Source organism: Enterobacter sp. BIDMC109, from assembly GCF_001037885.1.
Lineage (GTDB): Bacteria > Pseudomonadota > Gammaproteobacteria > Enterobacterales > Enterobacteriaceae > Enterobacter > Enterobacter hormaechei_C.
Genome location: NZ_KQ090002.1, coordinates 3,079,591 through 3,095,716, shown reverse-complemented (window position 1 = coordinate 3,095,716; position 16,126 = coordinate 3,079,591). Strand labels below are relative to the sequence as shown.

Genomic DNA, 16,126 nt, shown 5'->3' with positions numbered 1-16,126 from the left:
AAAAAAAGCGACCGCCCCGGATATAAAGAGGCGGTTATTCAATTACAGACCTTTGATGTTCTCAGCTTCCAGCTCGTTGAAGTATTTCAGCGTTTTCACTTTCAGCTCCATGGTGGACGGTTCGTCACACACGACAACCGCTTTTGGATGCAGCTGTAAGCAGCTGATCGTCCACATATGGTTCACGTTACCTTCAACGGCAGCCTGAAGCGCTTGCGCTTTCACCGCGCCCAGCACCAGAATCATCACTTCTTCGGCATCCAGCAGCGTGCCCACGCCCACGGTCAGCGCGTATTTAGGCACCTGATTGACGTCGCCGTCAAAGAAGCGGGAGTTAGCCACGCGCGTATCATGGGTCAGCGTTTTAATACGGGTACGGGAAGCCAGTGAAGATGCCGGTTCGTTGAACGCGATATGACCATCGTTGCCTACGCCGCCCATAAACAGGTGGATTTTACCGTAGGAACGGATTTTTTCTTCATACTGACGGCATTCTGCGTCAATATCAGGCGCGTTTCCATTCAGCAGGTTAATGTTTTCAGCCGGAATATCAACGTGATCGAAGAAATTACGGTGCATAAAGCTGTGGTAACTTTCCGGATGTTCCTTCGGCAGGCCGACATATTCGTCCATGTTGAAGGTCACAACGTGTTTAAAGCTAACCTGGCCCGCTTTGTGCATTTCAACCAGAGCTTTATACGCGGTCAGGGGCGTGCCACCGGTTGGAAGACCGAGAACGAAAGGACGATCGGCTGTTGGTTTGAACGCGTTGATGCGGTTAACGATATGACGAGCAGCCCATTTTCCGACTTGTTCAGCTGTTGCCAGGGGAATCAGTCTCATTATTCACCTCTAAAGTTTAAGTAAAAGTGGGCGGATGATTAGTGCAACCTGAACTAAGCGTAACCTGGAACCTTTCAGGCCGGATCAATCCGTCTTGATTTTTTTAATGATAAAATAAGTTTTCGTCGTTAGCCAGTGAAAGGGAGGGTTTAATACGATATTTGGTGACAATAATCACAAAAAATAGGTGTTTAATTTGCGATACGAATTAATTTTTCACACACTCACACTGCCAGTGAATCATCAACTGTATCTATCGTTCGTGACACAATAAAAACATAGTTTATGCGCGAGTCTTAACAAAGGGTCTCGTAGGGGGAATAGGATGAATATTTTAGGTTTTTTCCAGCGCCTCGGTAGGGCTTTGCAGCTCCCTATCGCCGTGCTACCGGTTGCAGCGTTGCTGCTGCGATTCGGGCAACCCGATCTTCTTAACGTGCCGTTTATTGCCCAGGCAGGCGGTGCAATTTTTGACAACCTGGCGCTGATTTTCGCCATCGGTGTGGCGTCAAGCTGGTCAAAAGACAGCGCTGGTGCCGCGGCACTGGCAGGGGCTGTCGGTTACTTCATCCTCACGAAAGCGATGGTAACCATCAACCCTGAAATCAATATGGGTGTGCTGGCAGGTATCATTACCGGCCTGGTGGGTGGCGCCGTGTACAACCGTTGGGCAGGTATCAAACTTCCTGACTTCCTGAGCTTCTTCGGCGGTAAACGTTTTGTGCCGATTGCGACGGGCTTTTTCTGTCTGATCCTCGCCGCCATCTTTGGCTACGTTTGGCCACCGGTGCAGCATGCTATCCATGCGGGTGGCGAGTGGATCGTGTCTGCGGGCGCAATGGGCGCGGGCATCTTCGGTTTCATTAACCGTCTGCTGATCCCAACCGGTCTGCATCAGGTACTGAACACCATCGCCTGGTTCCAGATTGGTGAGTTCACCAACGCGGCCGGCGCGGTATTCCACGGTGATATCAACCGCTTCTACGCAGGCGACGGCACCGCGGGCATGTTCATGTCTGGCTTCTTCCCAATCATGATGTTTGGTCTGCCTGGCGCGGCGCTGGCAATGTACCTGGCTGCGCCGAAAGCGCGTCGCCCAATGGTTGGCGGGATGCTGCTGTCCGTTGCGATCACCGCCTTCCTGACCGGCGTGACCGAGCCACTGGAATTCCTGTTCATGTTCCTGGCTCCGCTGCTGTATCTGATGCACGCGATCCTGACCGGTATCAGCCTGTTCGTCGCCACTCTTCTGGGTATCCATGCTGGCTTCTCCTTCTCCGCAGGCGCCATCGACTATGTGTTGATGTACAACCTGCCGGCGGCAAGCAGCAACGTCTGGATCCTGATGGTGATGGGCCTGATCTTCTTCGTTATCTACTTCGTTCTGTTCAGCGCGGTTATTCGTATGTTTAACCTGAAGACGCCGGGCCGCGAAGATACGAAAGATGATGTTGTGACCAGTGAAGCCAACAGCAATACCGAAGAGGGTTTAACCCAGCTGGCAACCAACTACATTGCCGCTGTGGGTGGCACCGACAACCTGAAAGCGATCGATGCCTGTATTACCCGTCTGCGTCTGACCGTAGGTGACTCCGCGCGCGTGAGCGATGCAATGTGCAAACGCCTGGGTGCGTCTGGTGTGGTGAAACTGAACAAACAAACCATCCAGGTTATCGTGGGTGCGAAAGCCGAATCTATCGGCGATGAAATGAAAAAAGTGGTTGCCCGTGGGCCGGTCGCTGCCGCCTCAACGGATAACGCGCCAGTGGCTGACGCGCCGGTTGCAAAACCGCAGGCTGTGCCAAACGCGGTGACCATCGCTGCGCTGGTTTCTCCGGTGACAGGTGACGTTGTTGCGCTTGAGCAGGTGCCTGACGAAGCGTTCGCCAGCAAAGCGGTCGGTGACGGCGTGGCGGTGAAACCAACGGACAAAACCGTGGTCTCTCCGGCTGCCGGTACTATCGTGAAAATCTTCAACACCAACCACGCGTTCTGCCTGGAAACGGAAAAAGGCGCGGAGATCGTTGTCCATATGGGTATCGATACCGTTGCGCTGAACGGTCAGGGCTTTACTCGTCTGGTGGAAGAGGGTGCTGAAGTGGCGGCAGGTCAGCCGATTCTGGAAATGGATCTGGACTTCCTGAATGCCAACGCGCGCTCCATGATAAGCCCGGTCGTGTGCAGCAACATCGACGACTTCAGCGGTCTGGTGATCCAGGCGCAGGGTCAGGTGGTTGCAGGCCAGACGCCACTGTATGAGATTAAAGGCAAGTAATCGCTCCTGAGTAGAGTTATGCCTTTAGCGGCGGGGATATCCTCCGCCGCTTTTTTTTGCGGCAATTGCCCCCATTATTTTCTTCCGGGACGTTTTAAGGGTTGTCACTACGTCCGGCTTATAAGATCATATGCCGTTATACGTTGTTTACGCTTTGAGGAATCCACGATGAGTGAGGCAGAAGCCCGCCCGAGTAACTTTATTCGTCAGATCATCGATGAAGATCTGGCCAGTGGTAAGCACACCACAGTCCACACGCGTTTCCCGCCGGAGCCAAATGGCTACCTGCACATTGGTCACGCCAAATCGATCTGCCTGAACTTTGGTATTGCGCAAGATTACCAGGGGCAGTGCAACCTGCGTTTCGATGACACCAACCCAGTAAAAGAAGACATCGAATACGTTGAGTCGATTAAAAACGACGTGCAATGGCTGGGCTTCAACTGGTCTGGCGATATCTGCTACTCCTCAGACTACTTCGATCAGCTGTATGCCTATGCGGTTGAACTGATTAACAAAGGTCTGGCATACGTCGACGAATTGTCTGCTGACGAAATCCGTGAATACCGCGGTACGCTGACTCAGCCTGGTAAAAACAGCCCGTTCCGCGATCGTAGCGTGGAAGAGAACCTGGCGCTGTTTGAAAAAATGCGTGCCGGTGGCTTCGAAGAAGGTAAAGCGTGTCTGCGTGCCAAAATCGATATGGCGTCTCCGTTCATCGTGATGCGCGATCCGGTGCTGTACCGCATTAAGTTCGCTGAACACCACCAGACCGGTAACAAGTGGTGCATCTACCCGATGTACGACTTCACCCACTGCATCAGCGATGCGCTGGAAGGCATTACGCACTCTCTGTGCACGCTAGAATTCCAGGACAACCGTCGTCTGTACGACTGGGTGCTGGATAACATCACCATTCCTGTGCATCCGCGTCAGTACGAGTTCTCTCGTCTGAACCTGGAATACACCGTGATGTCCAAGCGTAAGCTGAACCTGCTGGTCACCGACAAGCACGTTGAAGGCTGGGACGACCCGCGTATGCCGACCATCTCTGGCCTGCGTCGTCGTGGCTATACCTCGGCGTCTATTCGTGAGTTCTGCAAACGTATTGGCGTTACCAAGCAGGACAACACCATCGAAATGGCGTCTCTGGAATCCTGCATTCGCGAAGACCTGAACGAAAACGCGCCGCGCGCGATGGCAGTGATCGATCCAGTGAAACTGGTCATCGAAAACTATCCGCAGGGCGGAAGCGAACTGGTCTCGATGCCTAACCATCCGAACAAACCGGAAATGGGCACCCGCGACGTGCCGTTCAGCGGTGAAATCTGGATCGATCGCGCCGACTTCCGCGAAGAAGCGAACAAGCAGTACAAGCGTCTGGTGCTGGGCAAAGAAGTGCGTCTTCGTAACGCCTATGTGATCAAAGCCGAGCGCGTAGAGAAAGATGCGGAAGGTAACATCACGACCATCTTCTGTACGTACGACGCAGAGACGCTGAGTAAAGATCCGGCGGATGGCCGTAAAGTGAAAGGTGTGATCCACTGGGTGAGTGCGCAGCATGCGCTGCCGGTTGAGATCCGTCTCTACGATCGTCTGTTCAGCGTACCTAACCCAGGCGCTGCGGAGGACTTCCTGGCGGTTATCAACCCTGAGTCGCTGATTATCAAGCAGGGTTATGCCGAGCCGTCTCTGAAAGCCGCTGAAGCCGGTAAAGCGTTCCAGTTTGAACGTGAGGGTTACTTCTGCCTGGACAGCCGTTACAGCACGGCAGAAAAACCGGTATTTAACCGTACCGTCGGTCTGCGTGATACCTGGACTAAGATCGGCGAATAATAACGCTGGCATGGTCAATGAGAAACAAACGCCGCGTAATGCGGCGTTTTTTTATTTAACGATCATGTCGTTAAGCATCGGGATGATGAATTAAAGCCAACATTCCAGGTCAATGTGGTGCTACTTATTTTATTTAAAAAAGTTTGTTGTTTTCCAAAAAGAGAAACGCTGAAAAATATATTCACAATATCAATGTTACTTACTGAAAATTAGCGCATTCCCCCGCCAGTACTTGCTTCCCGGTAAATGTTACAAAGCACTACGAAATATGTGCTCTTCGTCATAATCCTGACTTTTGCCTGATTAAAAGCATTGATAATTCGCGTCGCGAAAAATAACCTAAAGACGGTAGTTAATTCGAGGGTATTTCTGACTACCCCTGACCACTTGGTCTTTTCTGTTTTTCGCCGTTTAAGGCGTTTTAATTAGTCAAAGAGGAATAATCTATGCGTACGTTCAGTGGCAAACGTAGTGCGCTGGCGCTGGCTATCGCCGGTGTGACAGCAATGTCGGGCCTGGTGGTTGCGCCAGAGGCAAAAGCAGCAGGTTTCATTGAAGATTCCACCCTCACGGGCGGTATTTATTACTGGCAGCGTGAGCGTGACCGTAAAGACGTCACTGAAGATAAATACAAAACCAACCTTTCTCACTCGACCTGGAACGCCAACCTGGATTTTCAGTCGGGATATGCCGCCGATATGTTCGGGATCGATATTGCAGCGTTCACCGCAATTGAAATGGCCGAAAATGGCGACAGCGGCCATCCGAACGAAATTGCGTTCTCCTCCAGCAATAAAGCCTACGACGAAGACTGGTCCGGCGATAAAAGCGGAATCAGCCTGTATAAAGCGGCTGCAAAATTCAAATATGGTCCGGTCTGGGCGCGTGGAGGTTATATCCAGCCAACCGGTCAGACGCTGTTAGCACCGCACTGGAGCTTTATGCCAGGTACCTATCAGGGTGCGGAAGCCGGTGCTAATTTTGACTACGGCGATGCGGGGGCGTTGAGCTTCTCCTATATGTGGACCAACGAGTACAAAGCGCCGTGGCACATTGAGATGGACAAGTTCTATCAGAATGATAAAAAAACCAAAGTTGATTATCTCCACTCGCTGGGGGCGAAGTACGACTTCAAAAACGATCTGGTGCTGGAAGCTGCTTTTGGTCAGGCTGAAGGCTATATCGATCAGTACTTTGCTAAAGCCAGCTACAAATTTGATATCGCGGGTAGCCCGCTGAGCACCAGCTATCAGTTCTACGGTACGCGCGACAAAGTCAGTGATGGCAGCGTAAATGATATCTATGACGGCACCGCGTGGTTACAGGCGCTGACCTTCGGCTACAAGGTAGGTCAGGTTGATTTACGTCTGGAGGGAACATGGGTCAAGGCAGAAGGGCAGCAGGGCTACTTCCTGCAACGTATGACGCCAACCTACGCCTCTTCCAATGGTCGTCTGGATATCTGGTGGGATAACCGCTCTGACTTTAACGCCGACGGCGAAAAGGCGGTCTTCTTCGGCGCAATGTATGACCTGAAGAACTGGAACCTGCCTGGCTGGGCGGTGGGTGCGTCCTACGCGTACGCCTGGGACGCGAAGCCAGCAGATATGGCTACGCCAGACGCCTACTACGATCCGAACTACCGTCTGAAAGAGTCTTCATACAGCCTGGATGCGATTTACACCCTTCAGGAGGGCCGTGCGAAAGGCACGATGTTCAAACTGCACTTCACCCAGTATGACAACCACTCCGATATCCCGAGCTACGCGGGCGGTTACGGCAACATCTTCCAGGATGAACGTGACGTGAAATTCATGGTCATTGCGCCATTCACAATCTTCTGATGAACACGCTGGCGGGCGAAATCCCGCCTGCATGGAGACTGCATATGATGAAAAAAATGGTAATCGTTGCGCTGCTGGCATCGGGGCTGGTGGCGTGTGCGCAGGATCAGGCGCAGAAAGAAGACTCCCGTCTGAAGGAGGCGTATAGCGCCTGCATCAATACAGCACAAGGATCGCCAGAGAAGATTGAAGCCTGCCAGAGCGTGCTGAATGTGCTGAAAAAAGAGAAAGCGCATGAGCAGTTTGCGACGCAGGAAAATGTTCGCGTGATGGATTACCAGGCCTGTATCCAGGCGCGGAAAAGCGGTAACGATCAGGAAGTGGCGAAGCGTTGCGATAAGATCTGGGACGAGATTCGCAATAACAATAAATAAGTTGCTTTACGCCCGGTGGCGCTGCGCTTACCGGGCCTACAACGGTGTCACAGCCCGTAGGCCCGGTAAGCGCAGCGCCACCGGACTTTTTTCAGGCAAAAAAAAGCCAACCTTACGGCTGGCTCAGAGTATGAACACGATATTATTTCGCGTCGTGCGCGTGGTCGTCTTCGCGGCAATCGCCTTCAGCGCAGTGACCGTACAGGTACAGGCTGTGGTTGGTCAGGCGGATGCCATGACGGGCGGCGATTTCACGCTGGCGTGATTCAATGGAATCATCGCTAAATTCAATGACCTTGCCACAGTCGAGGCAGATCAGGTGATCATGGTGATGCTGCTGAGTCAGCTCGAACACGGATTTACCGCCTTCGAAATTATGACGAGTAACAATGCCCGCGTCATCAAACTGGTTCAGCACACGATAGACGGTTGCCAGCCCAATTTCTTCACCCATATCGATAAGACGCTTATAAAGGTCTTCCGCACTGACATGGTGATTGTCTGGCCCCTGAAGCACTTCAAGGATTTTTAACCGAGGAAGCGTTACTTTCAGGCCAGCTTTCTTTAATGCGGTATTGTTGTCAGTCATGCGGAATCTGTCCTGTTGCTAAACGATTCACTTCAAAAGAAGAAGTGACAGAAAATGCACTTGGGATAATGCGTCTCATTATAGAACTGCCATGGCTAAATGAAAACTGCAAGTCTCAAGCAAAGTATGCTTATAAAAACGTGGTATCACCAACAAACTTGTTCGATGGCACCCACTTTTTACCAGGGGGATATTGTACAGGTCTGGGCGAAAAAGTTAAAAGTTTGTAGCAATTAATTTAATCGGTTTTACCTGGAAAACGGGCGCAACCGGAGTTGCGCCGCAGAGATATCAGGCGTTAAGGATATCGTCCAGGTTCAGCTCTTCACGAACCTGCTTAACCCATTTTTCTACACGCTCAGCGGTCAGCTCTGGCTGACGGTCTTCATCAATGGCCAGGCCAACGAAGTGATCGTCATCTGCCAGACCTTTGGACGCTTCGAAATGGTAACCCGCCGTTGGCCAGTGACCGACGATCGCCGCACCGCGTGGCTCAATGATGTCGCGAATAGTGCCCAGCGCATCACAGAAATACTCAGCATAGTCTTCCTGATCGCCACAGCCAAACAGGGCAACCAGCTTGCCGTTGAAGTCTACTTCTTCCAGCGTCGGGAAGAAATCGTCCCAGTCACACTGTGCTTCACCGTAGTACCAGGTCGGGATGCCCAGCAGCAGGATGTCATAGCCCTCGAGATCTTCTTTGCTGCTCTTGGCGATGTCATGCACATCAGCAACGTCTTTACCGAGCTGTTTTTGAATGTTTTTTGCGATATTTTCAGTATTGCCGGTATCACTGCCAAAGAAAATGCCGATGATTGCCATGAGTAAAATAACCTCTTGAAACTTAATGGTATGGTGGCGCAAATTGTCCACGGATAAGGGCAATAATAGCAGAACAGGCAACCCTGCGGAAACAGCTATCACGCAGGACTGCACTCTGTGCTACATGAAAAAGGTAATATTGGGGATTTTCTGACTCACGCCTTGCCGCGTAACGTCTCAAGCTGGGCGATCAGCATCTCTTCGATCAGTTCGCTGCGGCTGATGTTGCGCGCGTCAGCTAACTCGTTAAGCGCATCGACGGCATCGGCATTAAGCTTCAGTTCGACACGCTTAAGCCCACGATTTTTATCGCGTTTAAGCTGGTTGCGTTTATTGATACGCAGCTGTTCATCGCGCGAAAGCGGATTCGTTTTCGGTCGTCCCGGTCGACGCTCATTCGCGAACAGATCTAGTGTCGTACGGTCCGTTTGTTCTTTGGCCATGATTCTGAGACTTCGGGGGAAACACGCCGCCCTGCTAATGCCCGGGCGATAAGCGCGCCATCATACATCACCCAAATCCACACGCCAACGACTGGAAGCCCGTCGTCTTCCGGACGCTGGCTTTTTAATCAATTCGCTGTATCAGTAAGATAGCGGCGAATGGCGCGCAGGACGGCATCCGGTTTTTCCGCGTGTACCCAGTGCCCGGCACCCGCAATAACGTGAGCGCGAGCCTGCGGGAATTGCGCCAGCAGCGTGTCACGATACGCATCAGTGACGTAAGGGGAGTTGCCGCCGCGAATAAAAAGGGTAGGGTGCGGCCAGGCGGGGACGGTTTCCCAGCCCACAATATGCGAATACTGATCCCACAATACCGGGACGTTAAAGCGCCATTGTCCGTCAACAAACGATTTCAGCAGGAACTGAACTACGCCTTCCTCATCAAGATGCTCACGCATAACGGCAGCCGCCTGTTGGCGGGTTGCGACACCCGCTTCGGTGACCGCATTGATGGCGGCAAAAATCTCATCGTGACGGCGAACGTCGTAATTGACGGGCGCAACGTCGATGACCACCAGCCCGGAAATTCGCTCAGGGGCCAGCGCAGTGAGCGCCATCACCGCTTTGCCGCCCATTGAATGCCCGATAAGCGTCGCTTTCTGGATATTATTCGCATCGAGGGTGTCCCGCAGATCCTGCGCCATGGCTGCGTAGGTCATCTCCTCCGAGCGCCCAGAAAGACCGTGATTGCGCATATCAACCTGGAGGATCGCGTGATCGGTCACTAAATCGCGCGCCAGCACACCCAGATTATCCAGGCTACCAAACAGGCCGTGAACCAGTACGATGGGAGAATTATTGTTCGGCGATTGTGCAGTTTGCGCTCGGGTATTCAATTTCATGGCAAAGTTCTTTTTTTAGGTTTGTCAGGTTAGGGTATCATGTTGACCATTCTGCCGCCCGGGGGCAAGGATCCAGTTTAATCTGACTTTTGCCGCCAACCTGGTTTGACGCTATCCGCTGTTGGGATTTGACCTTATAATCTCAACGACTTGTATTCAGATAAGATATCGCACTGGATTAAGATGAAAACAATCGAAGTTGATGACGAACTCTATCAGTATATTGCCAGCCAGACGCGGCATATTGGGGAGAGCGCGTCCGACATTTTACGGCGCATGCTTAAAATTTCCGCCGCCTCACAGCCCACTCCTGTCACTAAAGATGTCGTGTCTCAGCCGAGCGTTGTTGCACAAGTAAAACCTGCTGTCATGCCGGCAAAAGACAAAGTGCGCGCGATGCGCGAGCTGCTGCTGTCCGATGAATATGCCGAGCAGAAAAAGGCGGTTAACCGCTTTATGCTGGTGCTGTCTACACTTTACTCACTGGATAACAACGCATTTGCAGAAGCGACAGAGTCGCTGCACGGTCGCACGCGCGTTTACTTCGCAGGCGACGAGCAGACCCTGCTGCAAAATGGCAACCAAACCAAGCCCAAACACGTTCCCGGTACACCATACTGGGTGATCACCAACACCAATACGGGCCGTAAGTGCAGCATGATCGAACATATCATGCAGTCCATGCAGTTCCCGGCGGAATTGATCGAAAAGGTTTGCGGTACAATTTAACCCTTGCATCAGAAGGACCAGGCAATGGCAAATCACAGCCGTGCAGGACTACCTGCACAACAAAGCGATTTGATTAACGTCGCTCAACTGACCGCGCAGTACTACGTGCTGAAGCCGGTGGTGGGCAACGCAGAACACGCAGTGAAGTTTGGTACATCTGGCCACCGCGGTAGTGCGGCGCGCCACAGCTTTAACGAACCGCACATTCTGGCCATTGCTCAGGCCATCGCGGAAGAGCGCGCCAAAAATGGCGTCACCGGTCCGTGCTATGTAGGGAAAGATACCCACGCCCTGTCTGAACCTGCTTTTATCTCCGTGCTGGAAGTGCTGGCGGCGAACGGCGTAGACGTGATTGTTCAGGAGAACAACGGTTTCACGCCAACGCCAGCGGTTTCTAACGCTATTCTGGTACACAACAAAAAAGGTGGCGCGCAGGCTGACGGCATTGTGATCACCCCGTCCCACAACCCACCGGAAGATGGCGGCATCAAGTACAACCCACCTAACGGTGGCCCGGCGGATACCAACGTCACGAAAGTGGTGGAAGATCGTGCCAACGCATTACTTGCTAACGGTCTGAACGGTGTAAAACGCATCTCGCTGGATGAAGCCATGGCCTCCGGCCACGTGAAAGAGCAGGATCTGGTGCAGCCGTTCGTGGAAGGGCTGGCGGATATCGTCGATATGGCCGCTATCCAGAAAGCCGGTCTGAAGCTGGGCGTGGATCCACTGGGCGGCTCCGGTATTGAATACTGGAAACGCATTGCCGAGCACTACAAGCTGGATCTGACCATCGTGAACGATCACGTCGATCAGACCTTCCGCTTTATGCACCTGGACAAAGACGGCGCGATCCGTATGGACTGCTCCTCCGGATGCGCAATGGCTGGCCTGCTGGCGCTGCGCGACAAGTTCGATCTGGCGTTTGCCAACGACCCGGACTACGACCGCCACGGTATCGTCACCCCGGCAGGGCTGATGAACCCGAACCACTACCTGGCTGTTGCAATCAATTATCTCTTCCAGCACCGTCCGCAGTGGGGCAAAGAGGTCGCGGTGGGTAAAACGCTGGTCTCTTCCGCTATGATTGACCGTGTGGTCGACGCGCTGGGTCGCAAGCTGGTGGAAGTGCCGGTGGGCTTTAAGTGGTTTGTTGATGGTCTGCACGACGGCAGCTTCGGCTTTGGCGGTGAAGAGAGCGCGGGGGCATCCTTCCTGCGCTTCGACGGCACCCCATGGTCAACCGATAAAGACGGCATCATCATGTGCCTGCTGGCGGCGGAAATCACCGCGGTCACCGGTAAGAACCCGCAGGAACATTACAACGAGCTGGCGGAACGTTTTGGTGCGCCAAGCTATAACCGTATTCAGGCTGGCGCCACGTCTGCGCAAAAAGCAGCTCTGTCAAAACTCTCTCCGGAGATGGTCAGTGCCAGTACCCTGGCAGGTGACCCGATCACCGCGCGTCTGACGGCGGCGCCGGGTAACGGCGCATCCATCGGCGGCCTGAAAGTGATGACCGAAAACGGCTGGTTCGCCGCGCGTCCATCCGGTACGGAAGATGCGTACAAAATCTATTGCGAAAGTTTCCTCGGCGCTGAGCACCGTCAGCAGATTGAGAAAGAAGCGGTAGAGATTGTCAGCGAAGTGCTGAAAAACGCGTAAGTGCGGTTTGTGTGCCGGGCGGCACTGCGTTTGCCCGGCCTACAACAGCGATCGTAGGCCCGGTAAGCGTTAGCGCCACCGGGCTTTTTTTAGCTATGTTTGTTCTTCAATTCAAATCTCGGCGACACCAGACCGTACAGCGTCCAGCCCATAAAGGTCACCATCGCCCCATACAGCATCGCCTCCTGACCGGACGAGTAGAGCGCATAGAAGCTGTAAATCGCCCCAATCAGCGCCACGATATTGGCCGCCCGGGCTTTGCGCGGATCCACCTTCGCCACCTTCTGAATAATCACCAGCGCCGCCATCGACAGAATGTACGGAATGATGTTCGTCACCACCGCCAGGTTGACCAGCACGTTAAACTGGCTGTTCAGTGACGGGCTGATGGTCATCAGCGACAAACCGCTCTGGAAAATCACAATCGCCAGCATACCCTGCACCGGCGCATCCGCTTTGGTGACGCGGGAGAAGATTTTCGGGAAATAACCTTCGTCAGCGGAAGATTTGAATACCTGGGCGATGGTGAACTGCCAGCCCAGCAGCGAGCCGCAGCAGGACATCACCATCAGTCCCATGATCACTTTCCCTACCTCCGGCGTAAACATCTGCGCAAACGCCAGTCCGAACGGCGCCGTGGAGTTAGCCAGATCCATGTTGGGCACAATTCCCGCAATCACGTTGGTTGAGACGATATAGATCACCGCCGCCCCCAGCGTCCCGCCGAGTACCGCGATCGGCACATTTTTCTCCGGGTTTTCCACCACTTCCGCATTCGCACAGGCCGACTCCAGCCCGAGGAAGGCCCACAGCGTCATGGCGATGGACGATCCCACGGCGGTGAAGAACGGTACGTGATGCGGATTCCAGGAATTGGCGTACAGCGTCGGGCTGAACCAGAACCAGCCGATGATGCACAGGCCGACAACCGGGATGATGACGCCCCAGACGGTGATGCTGCTGAGCTGTCCGGTGATGCGCGCGCCGCCAAAGTTAGCGACGGTGCAGATCCAGAGCACGCCGATGGTCGCCAGCCCAATTTGCACCGGGGTCAGCGTCGCGCCAAACAGCTCTGTGCCGTAACCGACAGCGGAAATGGCAATCGCCACATTGGCGATCAGCAGCGACACGCCATAGGTATAGTTCGCCATAAAGTTACCGGACTTACCAAACGCATATTCGGCATAGCCGCCCATGCCGCCGGACTTGCGGCTGAACATACCGCACTTGGCAAACGCCCACGCCAGCGCCATCGAACCCACGGCGGTAACAAGCCAGGAGATAATCGAAATCGTCCCCACTTCAGCGAGCTTGGTGGGGAGCATGATGATCCCCGAACCCATCATATTCACCATGGTGAGAATAGTGAGTTGCACCACGCCCATCTTGTTGGCCTTACTCATAATTTTTCTCCTTTCAGCAGCGATGGCTGAGCGGCAGGTTGTTTGATGACGTAGCAGCGCACCTGTTTGCGACCGTCACACTCCTCGACGTAAACCCCCTGTAACTCCGGCGCAAAACCCGGCAGCAGATTGATCCCGTCTTCCAGCGCGGCGAAATAGCGCAGCACGGAACCGCCCCAGACTTCTCCCGGCACCACGCACAACACCCCCGGTGGGTAAGGCAGCGCGCCTTCCGCGGCGATACGGCCTTCCGCGTCGCGCAGGGACACCAGCTCGACCTCACCGCGCAGATAGGCATAGTTCGCCTCCAGCGGGTTCATCATGACGCGTGGGAAGTGAGACTTGCGGAACATCTCTTTTTGCAGTTGCTTCACGTTATGACGGGCGTAGAGGTCATGCATCTCCTGACAAATCTGACGCAGGGTATAATCCGCATAACGTTCCGGATGTTGCTTATAAAGAGAGGGCAGAACCTCTTTCAGCGGCACATCGCTCTGGAGCAGTTTTTCGAAGCGCACCAGCTGGGCGACGAGCTGCTGCAATTTGCCCATGTCCTCCGCCGGGGTGAGCAGGAACAGAATGGAATTGAGGTCGCATTTTTCCGGCACGATACCGTTTTCACGCAGGAAGTTGGCGAGGATGGTGGCGGGCACGCCGAAATCATCGTACTCACCGGTGCGGGCGTTGATGCCCGGCGTAGTCAGCAGCAGTTTGCAGGGATCGATAAAATACTGATGCTCGGCATATCCCTCAAAGGCGTGCCAGCGTTCGCCCGGAACGAAATGGAAGAAGCGCAGATCGGTAGCAATCTCTGCCGTATCCCAGCTTTCCCATGGACGGCCATCCACCGTCTCCGGCACGAACGGACGAATAAACTGACAGTTCTGAAGGATCAGTTTCCGCGCTTCGATACCCGTCACCACGCAGTCCATCCACATGTTGCGCCCACTTTGACCCTCGTGCATGCGGGCGTTGATTTCCAGGGCGGCAAACAGCGGATAAAACGGGCTGGTGGAGGCGTGCATCATAAAGGCGTTGTTGAGGCGTTTATGCGGGACATAGCGCGGCTGGCCTTTTATGTGGCTGTCCTTCTTATGGATTTGCGAGGTTTGCGAGAAGCCCGCCTGCTGCTTATGCACCGACTGGGTCACCAGAATGCCCGGATCGTTTTCGTTCAGCTCCAGCAGCAGCGGCGAGCAGTCGGCCATCATCGGGATAAACTGCTCGTAACCCACCCAGGCGGAGTCAAACAGAATGTAATCGCACAGGTGACCAATCTTATCCACCACCTGACGGGCGTTATAAATGGTACCGTCGTAGGTGCCCAGCTGGATCACCGCCAGACGGAACGGACGTTCATCCCGCGCACGGCCAGGCGCGACCTCTGACACCAGCTCCCGCAGGTAGCTCTCGTCGAAACAGTGTGCGTCGATACCGCCGATAAACCCGTACGGGTTGCGCGCCGTTTCCAGATACACCGGCGTCGCGCCCGCCTGTAACAGCGCCCCGTGGTGATTAGATTTATGGTTATTGCGATCGAACAGCACCAGATCGCCTGGCGTGAGCAGGGCATTGAGCACCACCTTGTTGGAAGAGGAGGTGCCGTTCAGCACGAAGTAGGTTTTATCCGCATTAAAGACTTTTGCCGCATGCTGCTGGGCGATGCATGGCGCGCCTTCGTGGATCAGCAGATCGCCCATTGCCACGTCGGCATTGCACAGATCGGCGCGGAAAAGCGTTTCGCCAAAGAAATCGACAAACTGGTTTCCGGCCGGATGGCGGCGGAAGAACTGGCCTCCCTGATGTCCGGGGCAGTCAAACGCGCTGTTCCCCTGCTGGACGTAATCGACCAGCGCGCGGAAGAACGGCGGGCGGAGCTGGGTTTCGTACTTCTGCGCAGCCGCTTCAAGCTGGCGTCCGTAGTACGCATTGCTGGTGTCGGAGTACTCAAAAACGCCGTGAATACGCGACAGAAATTCAGCCGGAACCCTTTCTTCTTTATGCGTGGCAATAAACACCGGGATGCCGAATCCCGTGGCTTCTATTTCTTCTATGGCGCCATTGAAAATATCGCTGACGGCCAGAACTACGGCTGCCACATCAATATAATCTGATGCGGTGATATCCACGATGTCGCGCGAAGTGGTAAAGCATTCAGGGCAGGCACGGCTGACGGCAATTTTTAACGTTTTCATCTTAATCTCTTTATTTCAGGCAATATGGGGCCCTCGACTTCTTGCGGTAAAGAAATCGATTATTTCCGGAAAAAAAAGCAAAGCGTGTCCGCTGATACGAAATCAGTTAATTGCTTTTTTGCTGAGTAGAATTCAGTCCGCCCGGTTGCGGAGAATCTGAATCACAAGGAATGAGCGCAGGTGTTCACAGGCAACAGCCTGTAAAA

General features: G+C 53.8%; 13 protein-coding genes and 1 pseudogene. 6 read left to right on the top strand and 8 right to left on the bottom strand.

Annotation, left to right across the window (positions count from 1 at the left end; translation table 11 throughout):
- Positions 1-42 precede the first annotated feature (42 nt).
- Complete coding sequence (nagB, locus tag SK62_RS14625) at positions 43-843, bottom strand: glucosamine-6-phosphate deaminase (RefSeq protein WP_003858663.1); 801 nt, start codon at positions 841-843, stop codon at positions 43-45.
- Between the two features lie 325 nt (positions 844-1,168).
- Between nagB and nagE the strand changes: the two genes are divergently transcribed.
- Positions 1,169-3,118 carry a PTS N-acetyl glucosamine transporter subunit IIABC gene (gene nagE, locus SK62_RS14620; RefSeq protein WP_017382457.1) on the top strand — a complete coding sequence of 650 codons (1,950 nt, stop codon included), beginning with the start codon at positions 1,169-1,171 and terminating at the stop codon, positions 3,116-3,118.
- Positions 3,119-3,286: 168 nt separating this feature from the next.
- Positions 3,287-4,954, top strand: coding sequence for a glutamine--tRNA ligase (glnS, locus tag SK62_RS14615; RefSeq protein WP_015571127.1), 1,668 nt, complete (start codon positions 3,287-3,289; stop codon positions 4,952-4,954).
- A gap of 251 nt (positions 4,955-5,205) precedes the next feature.
- Here the strand turns inward: glnS and SK62_RS23260 are convergent.
- Positions 5,206-5,274 (bottom strand): annotated as a pseudogene (locus SK62_RS23260) (hypothetical protein); the annotation flags it as partial.
- A gap of 126 nt (positions 5,275-5,400) precedes the next feature.
- On the opposite strand from SK62_RS23260, the gene chiP reads away from it, so the two are divergent.
- Both chiP and chiQ read left to right on the top strand, forming a co-directional pair.
- Positions 5,401-6,798: a chitoporin ChiP gene (chiP, locus tag SK62_RS14610; RefSeq protein ID WP_017694280.1), complete on the top strand. Its 1,398-nt coding sequence runs from the start codon at positions 5,401-5,403 to the stop codon at positions 6,796-6,798.
- Between the two features lie 47 nt (positions 6,799-6,845).
- Positions 6,846-7,172 (top strand): ChiQ/YbfN family lipoprotein, encoded by a 327-nt coding sequence (gene chiQ / locus SK62_RS14605; RefSeq protein WP_032102682.1) that lies wholly within the window; start codon positions 6,846-6,848, stop codon positions 7,170-7,172.
- Between the two features lie 142 nt (positions 7,173-7,314).
- On the opposite strand, the gene fur is transcribed toward chiQ, so the two are convergent.
- The 4 genes from fur to ybfF all read right to left on the bottom strand — a co-directional run bounded on the left by fur (position 7,315) and on the right by ybfF (position 9,928).
- Positions 7,315-7,761 carry a ferric iron uptake transcriptional regulator gene (gene fur, locus SK62_RS14600; RefSeq protein WP_010428651.1) on the bottom strand — a complete coding sequence of 149 codons (447 nt, stop codon included), beginning with the start codon at positions 7,759-7,761 and terminating at the stop codon, positions 7,315-7,317.
- A 291-nt stretch (positions 7,762-8,052) separates the two neighbouring features.
- Complete coding sequence (fldA, locus tag SK62_RS14595) at positions 8,053-8,583, bottom strand: flavodoxin FldA (RefSeq protein ID WP_003858653.1); 531 nt, start codon at positions 8,581-8,583, stop codon at positions 8,053-8,055.
- A gap of 155 nt (positions 8,584-8,738) precedes the next feature.
- Entirely contained in the window at positions 8,739-9,026 is a 288-nt protein-coding gene (gene ybfE / locus SK62_RS14590) for a LexA regulated protein (RefSeq protein WP_003858652.1), read from the bottom strand.
- Between the two features lie 128 nt (positions 9,027-9,154).
- Positions 9,155-9,928, bottom strand: a complete 774-nt coding sequence (gene ybfF / locus SK62_RS14585) for an esterase (protein WP_023296122.1) — start codon at positions 9,926-9,928, stop codon at positions 9,155-9,157.
- Positions 9,929-10,111: 183 nt separating this feature from the next.
- On the opposite strand from ybfF, the gene seqA reads away from it, so the two are divergent.
- Positions 10,112-10,657 (top strand): replication initiation negative regulator SeqA, encoded by a 546-nt coding sequence (seqA, locus tag SK62_RS22945; RefSeq protein WP_003858650.1) that lies wholly within the window; start codon positions 10,112-10,114, stop codon positions 10,655-10,657.
- 24 nt (positions 10,658-10,681) lie between these two features.
- Positions 10,682-12,322, top strand: coding sequence for a phosphoglucomutase (alpha-D-glucose-1,6-bisphosphate-dependent) (pgm, locus tag SK62_RS14575; protein WP_047718624.1), 1,641 nt, complete (start codon positions 10,682-10,684; stop codon positions 12,320-12,322).
- A gap of 89 nt (positions 12,323-12,411) precedes the next feature.
- Here pgm and potE read toward each other — a convergent pair whose 3' ends face one another.
- Both potE and speF read right to left on the bottom strand, forming a co-directional pair.
- Positions 12,412-13,725 carry a putrescine-ornithine antiporter gene (gene potE, locus SK62_RS14570; RefSeq protein WP_003858648.1) on the bottom strand — a complete coding sequence of 438 codons (1,314 nt, stop codon included), beginning with the start codon at positions 13,723-13,725 and terminating at the stop codon, positions 12,412-12,414.
- The gene (speF, locus tag SK62_RS14565; RefSeq protein ID WP_048249654.1) at positions 13,722-15,920 is read right to left on the bottom strand and encodes an ornithine decarboxylase SpeF; all 2,199 of its coding nucleotides are present in this window, start codon (positions 15,918-15,920) and stop codon (positions 13,722-13,724) included. Before speF ends, potE begins: the two co-directional genes overlap by 4 nt.
- Positions 15,921-16,126 lie beyond the last annotated feature (206 nt).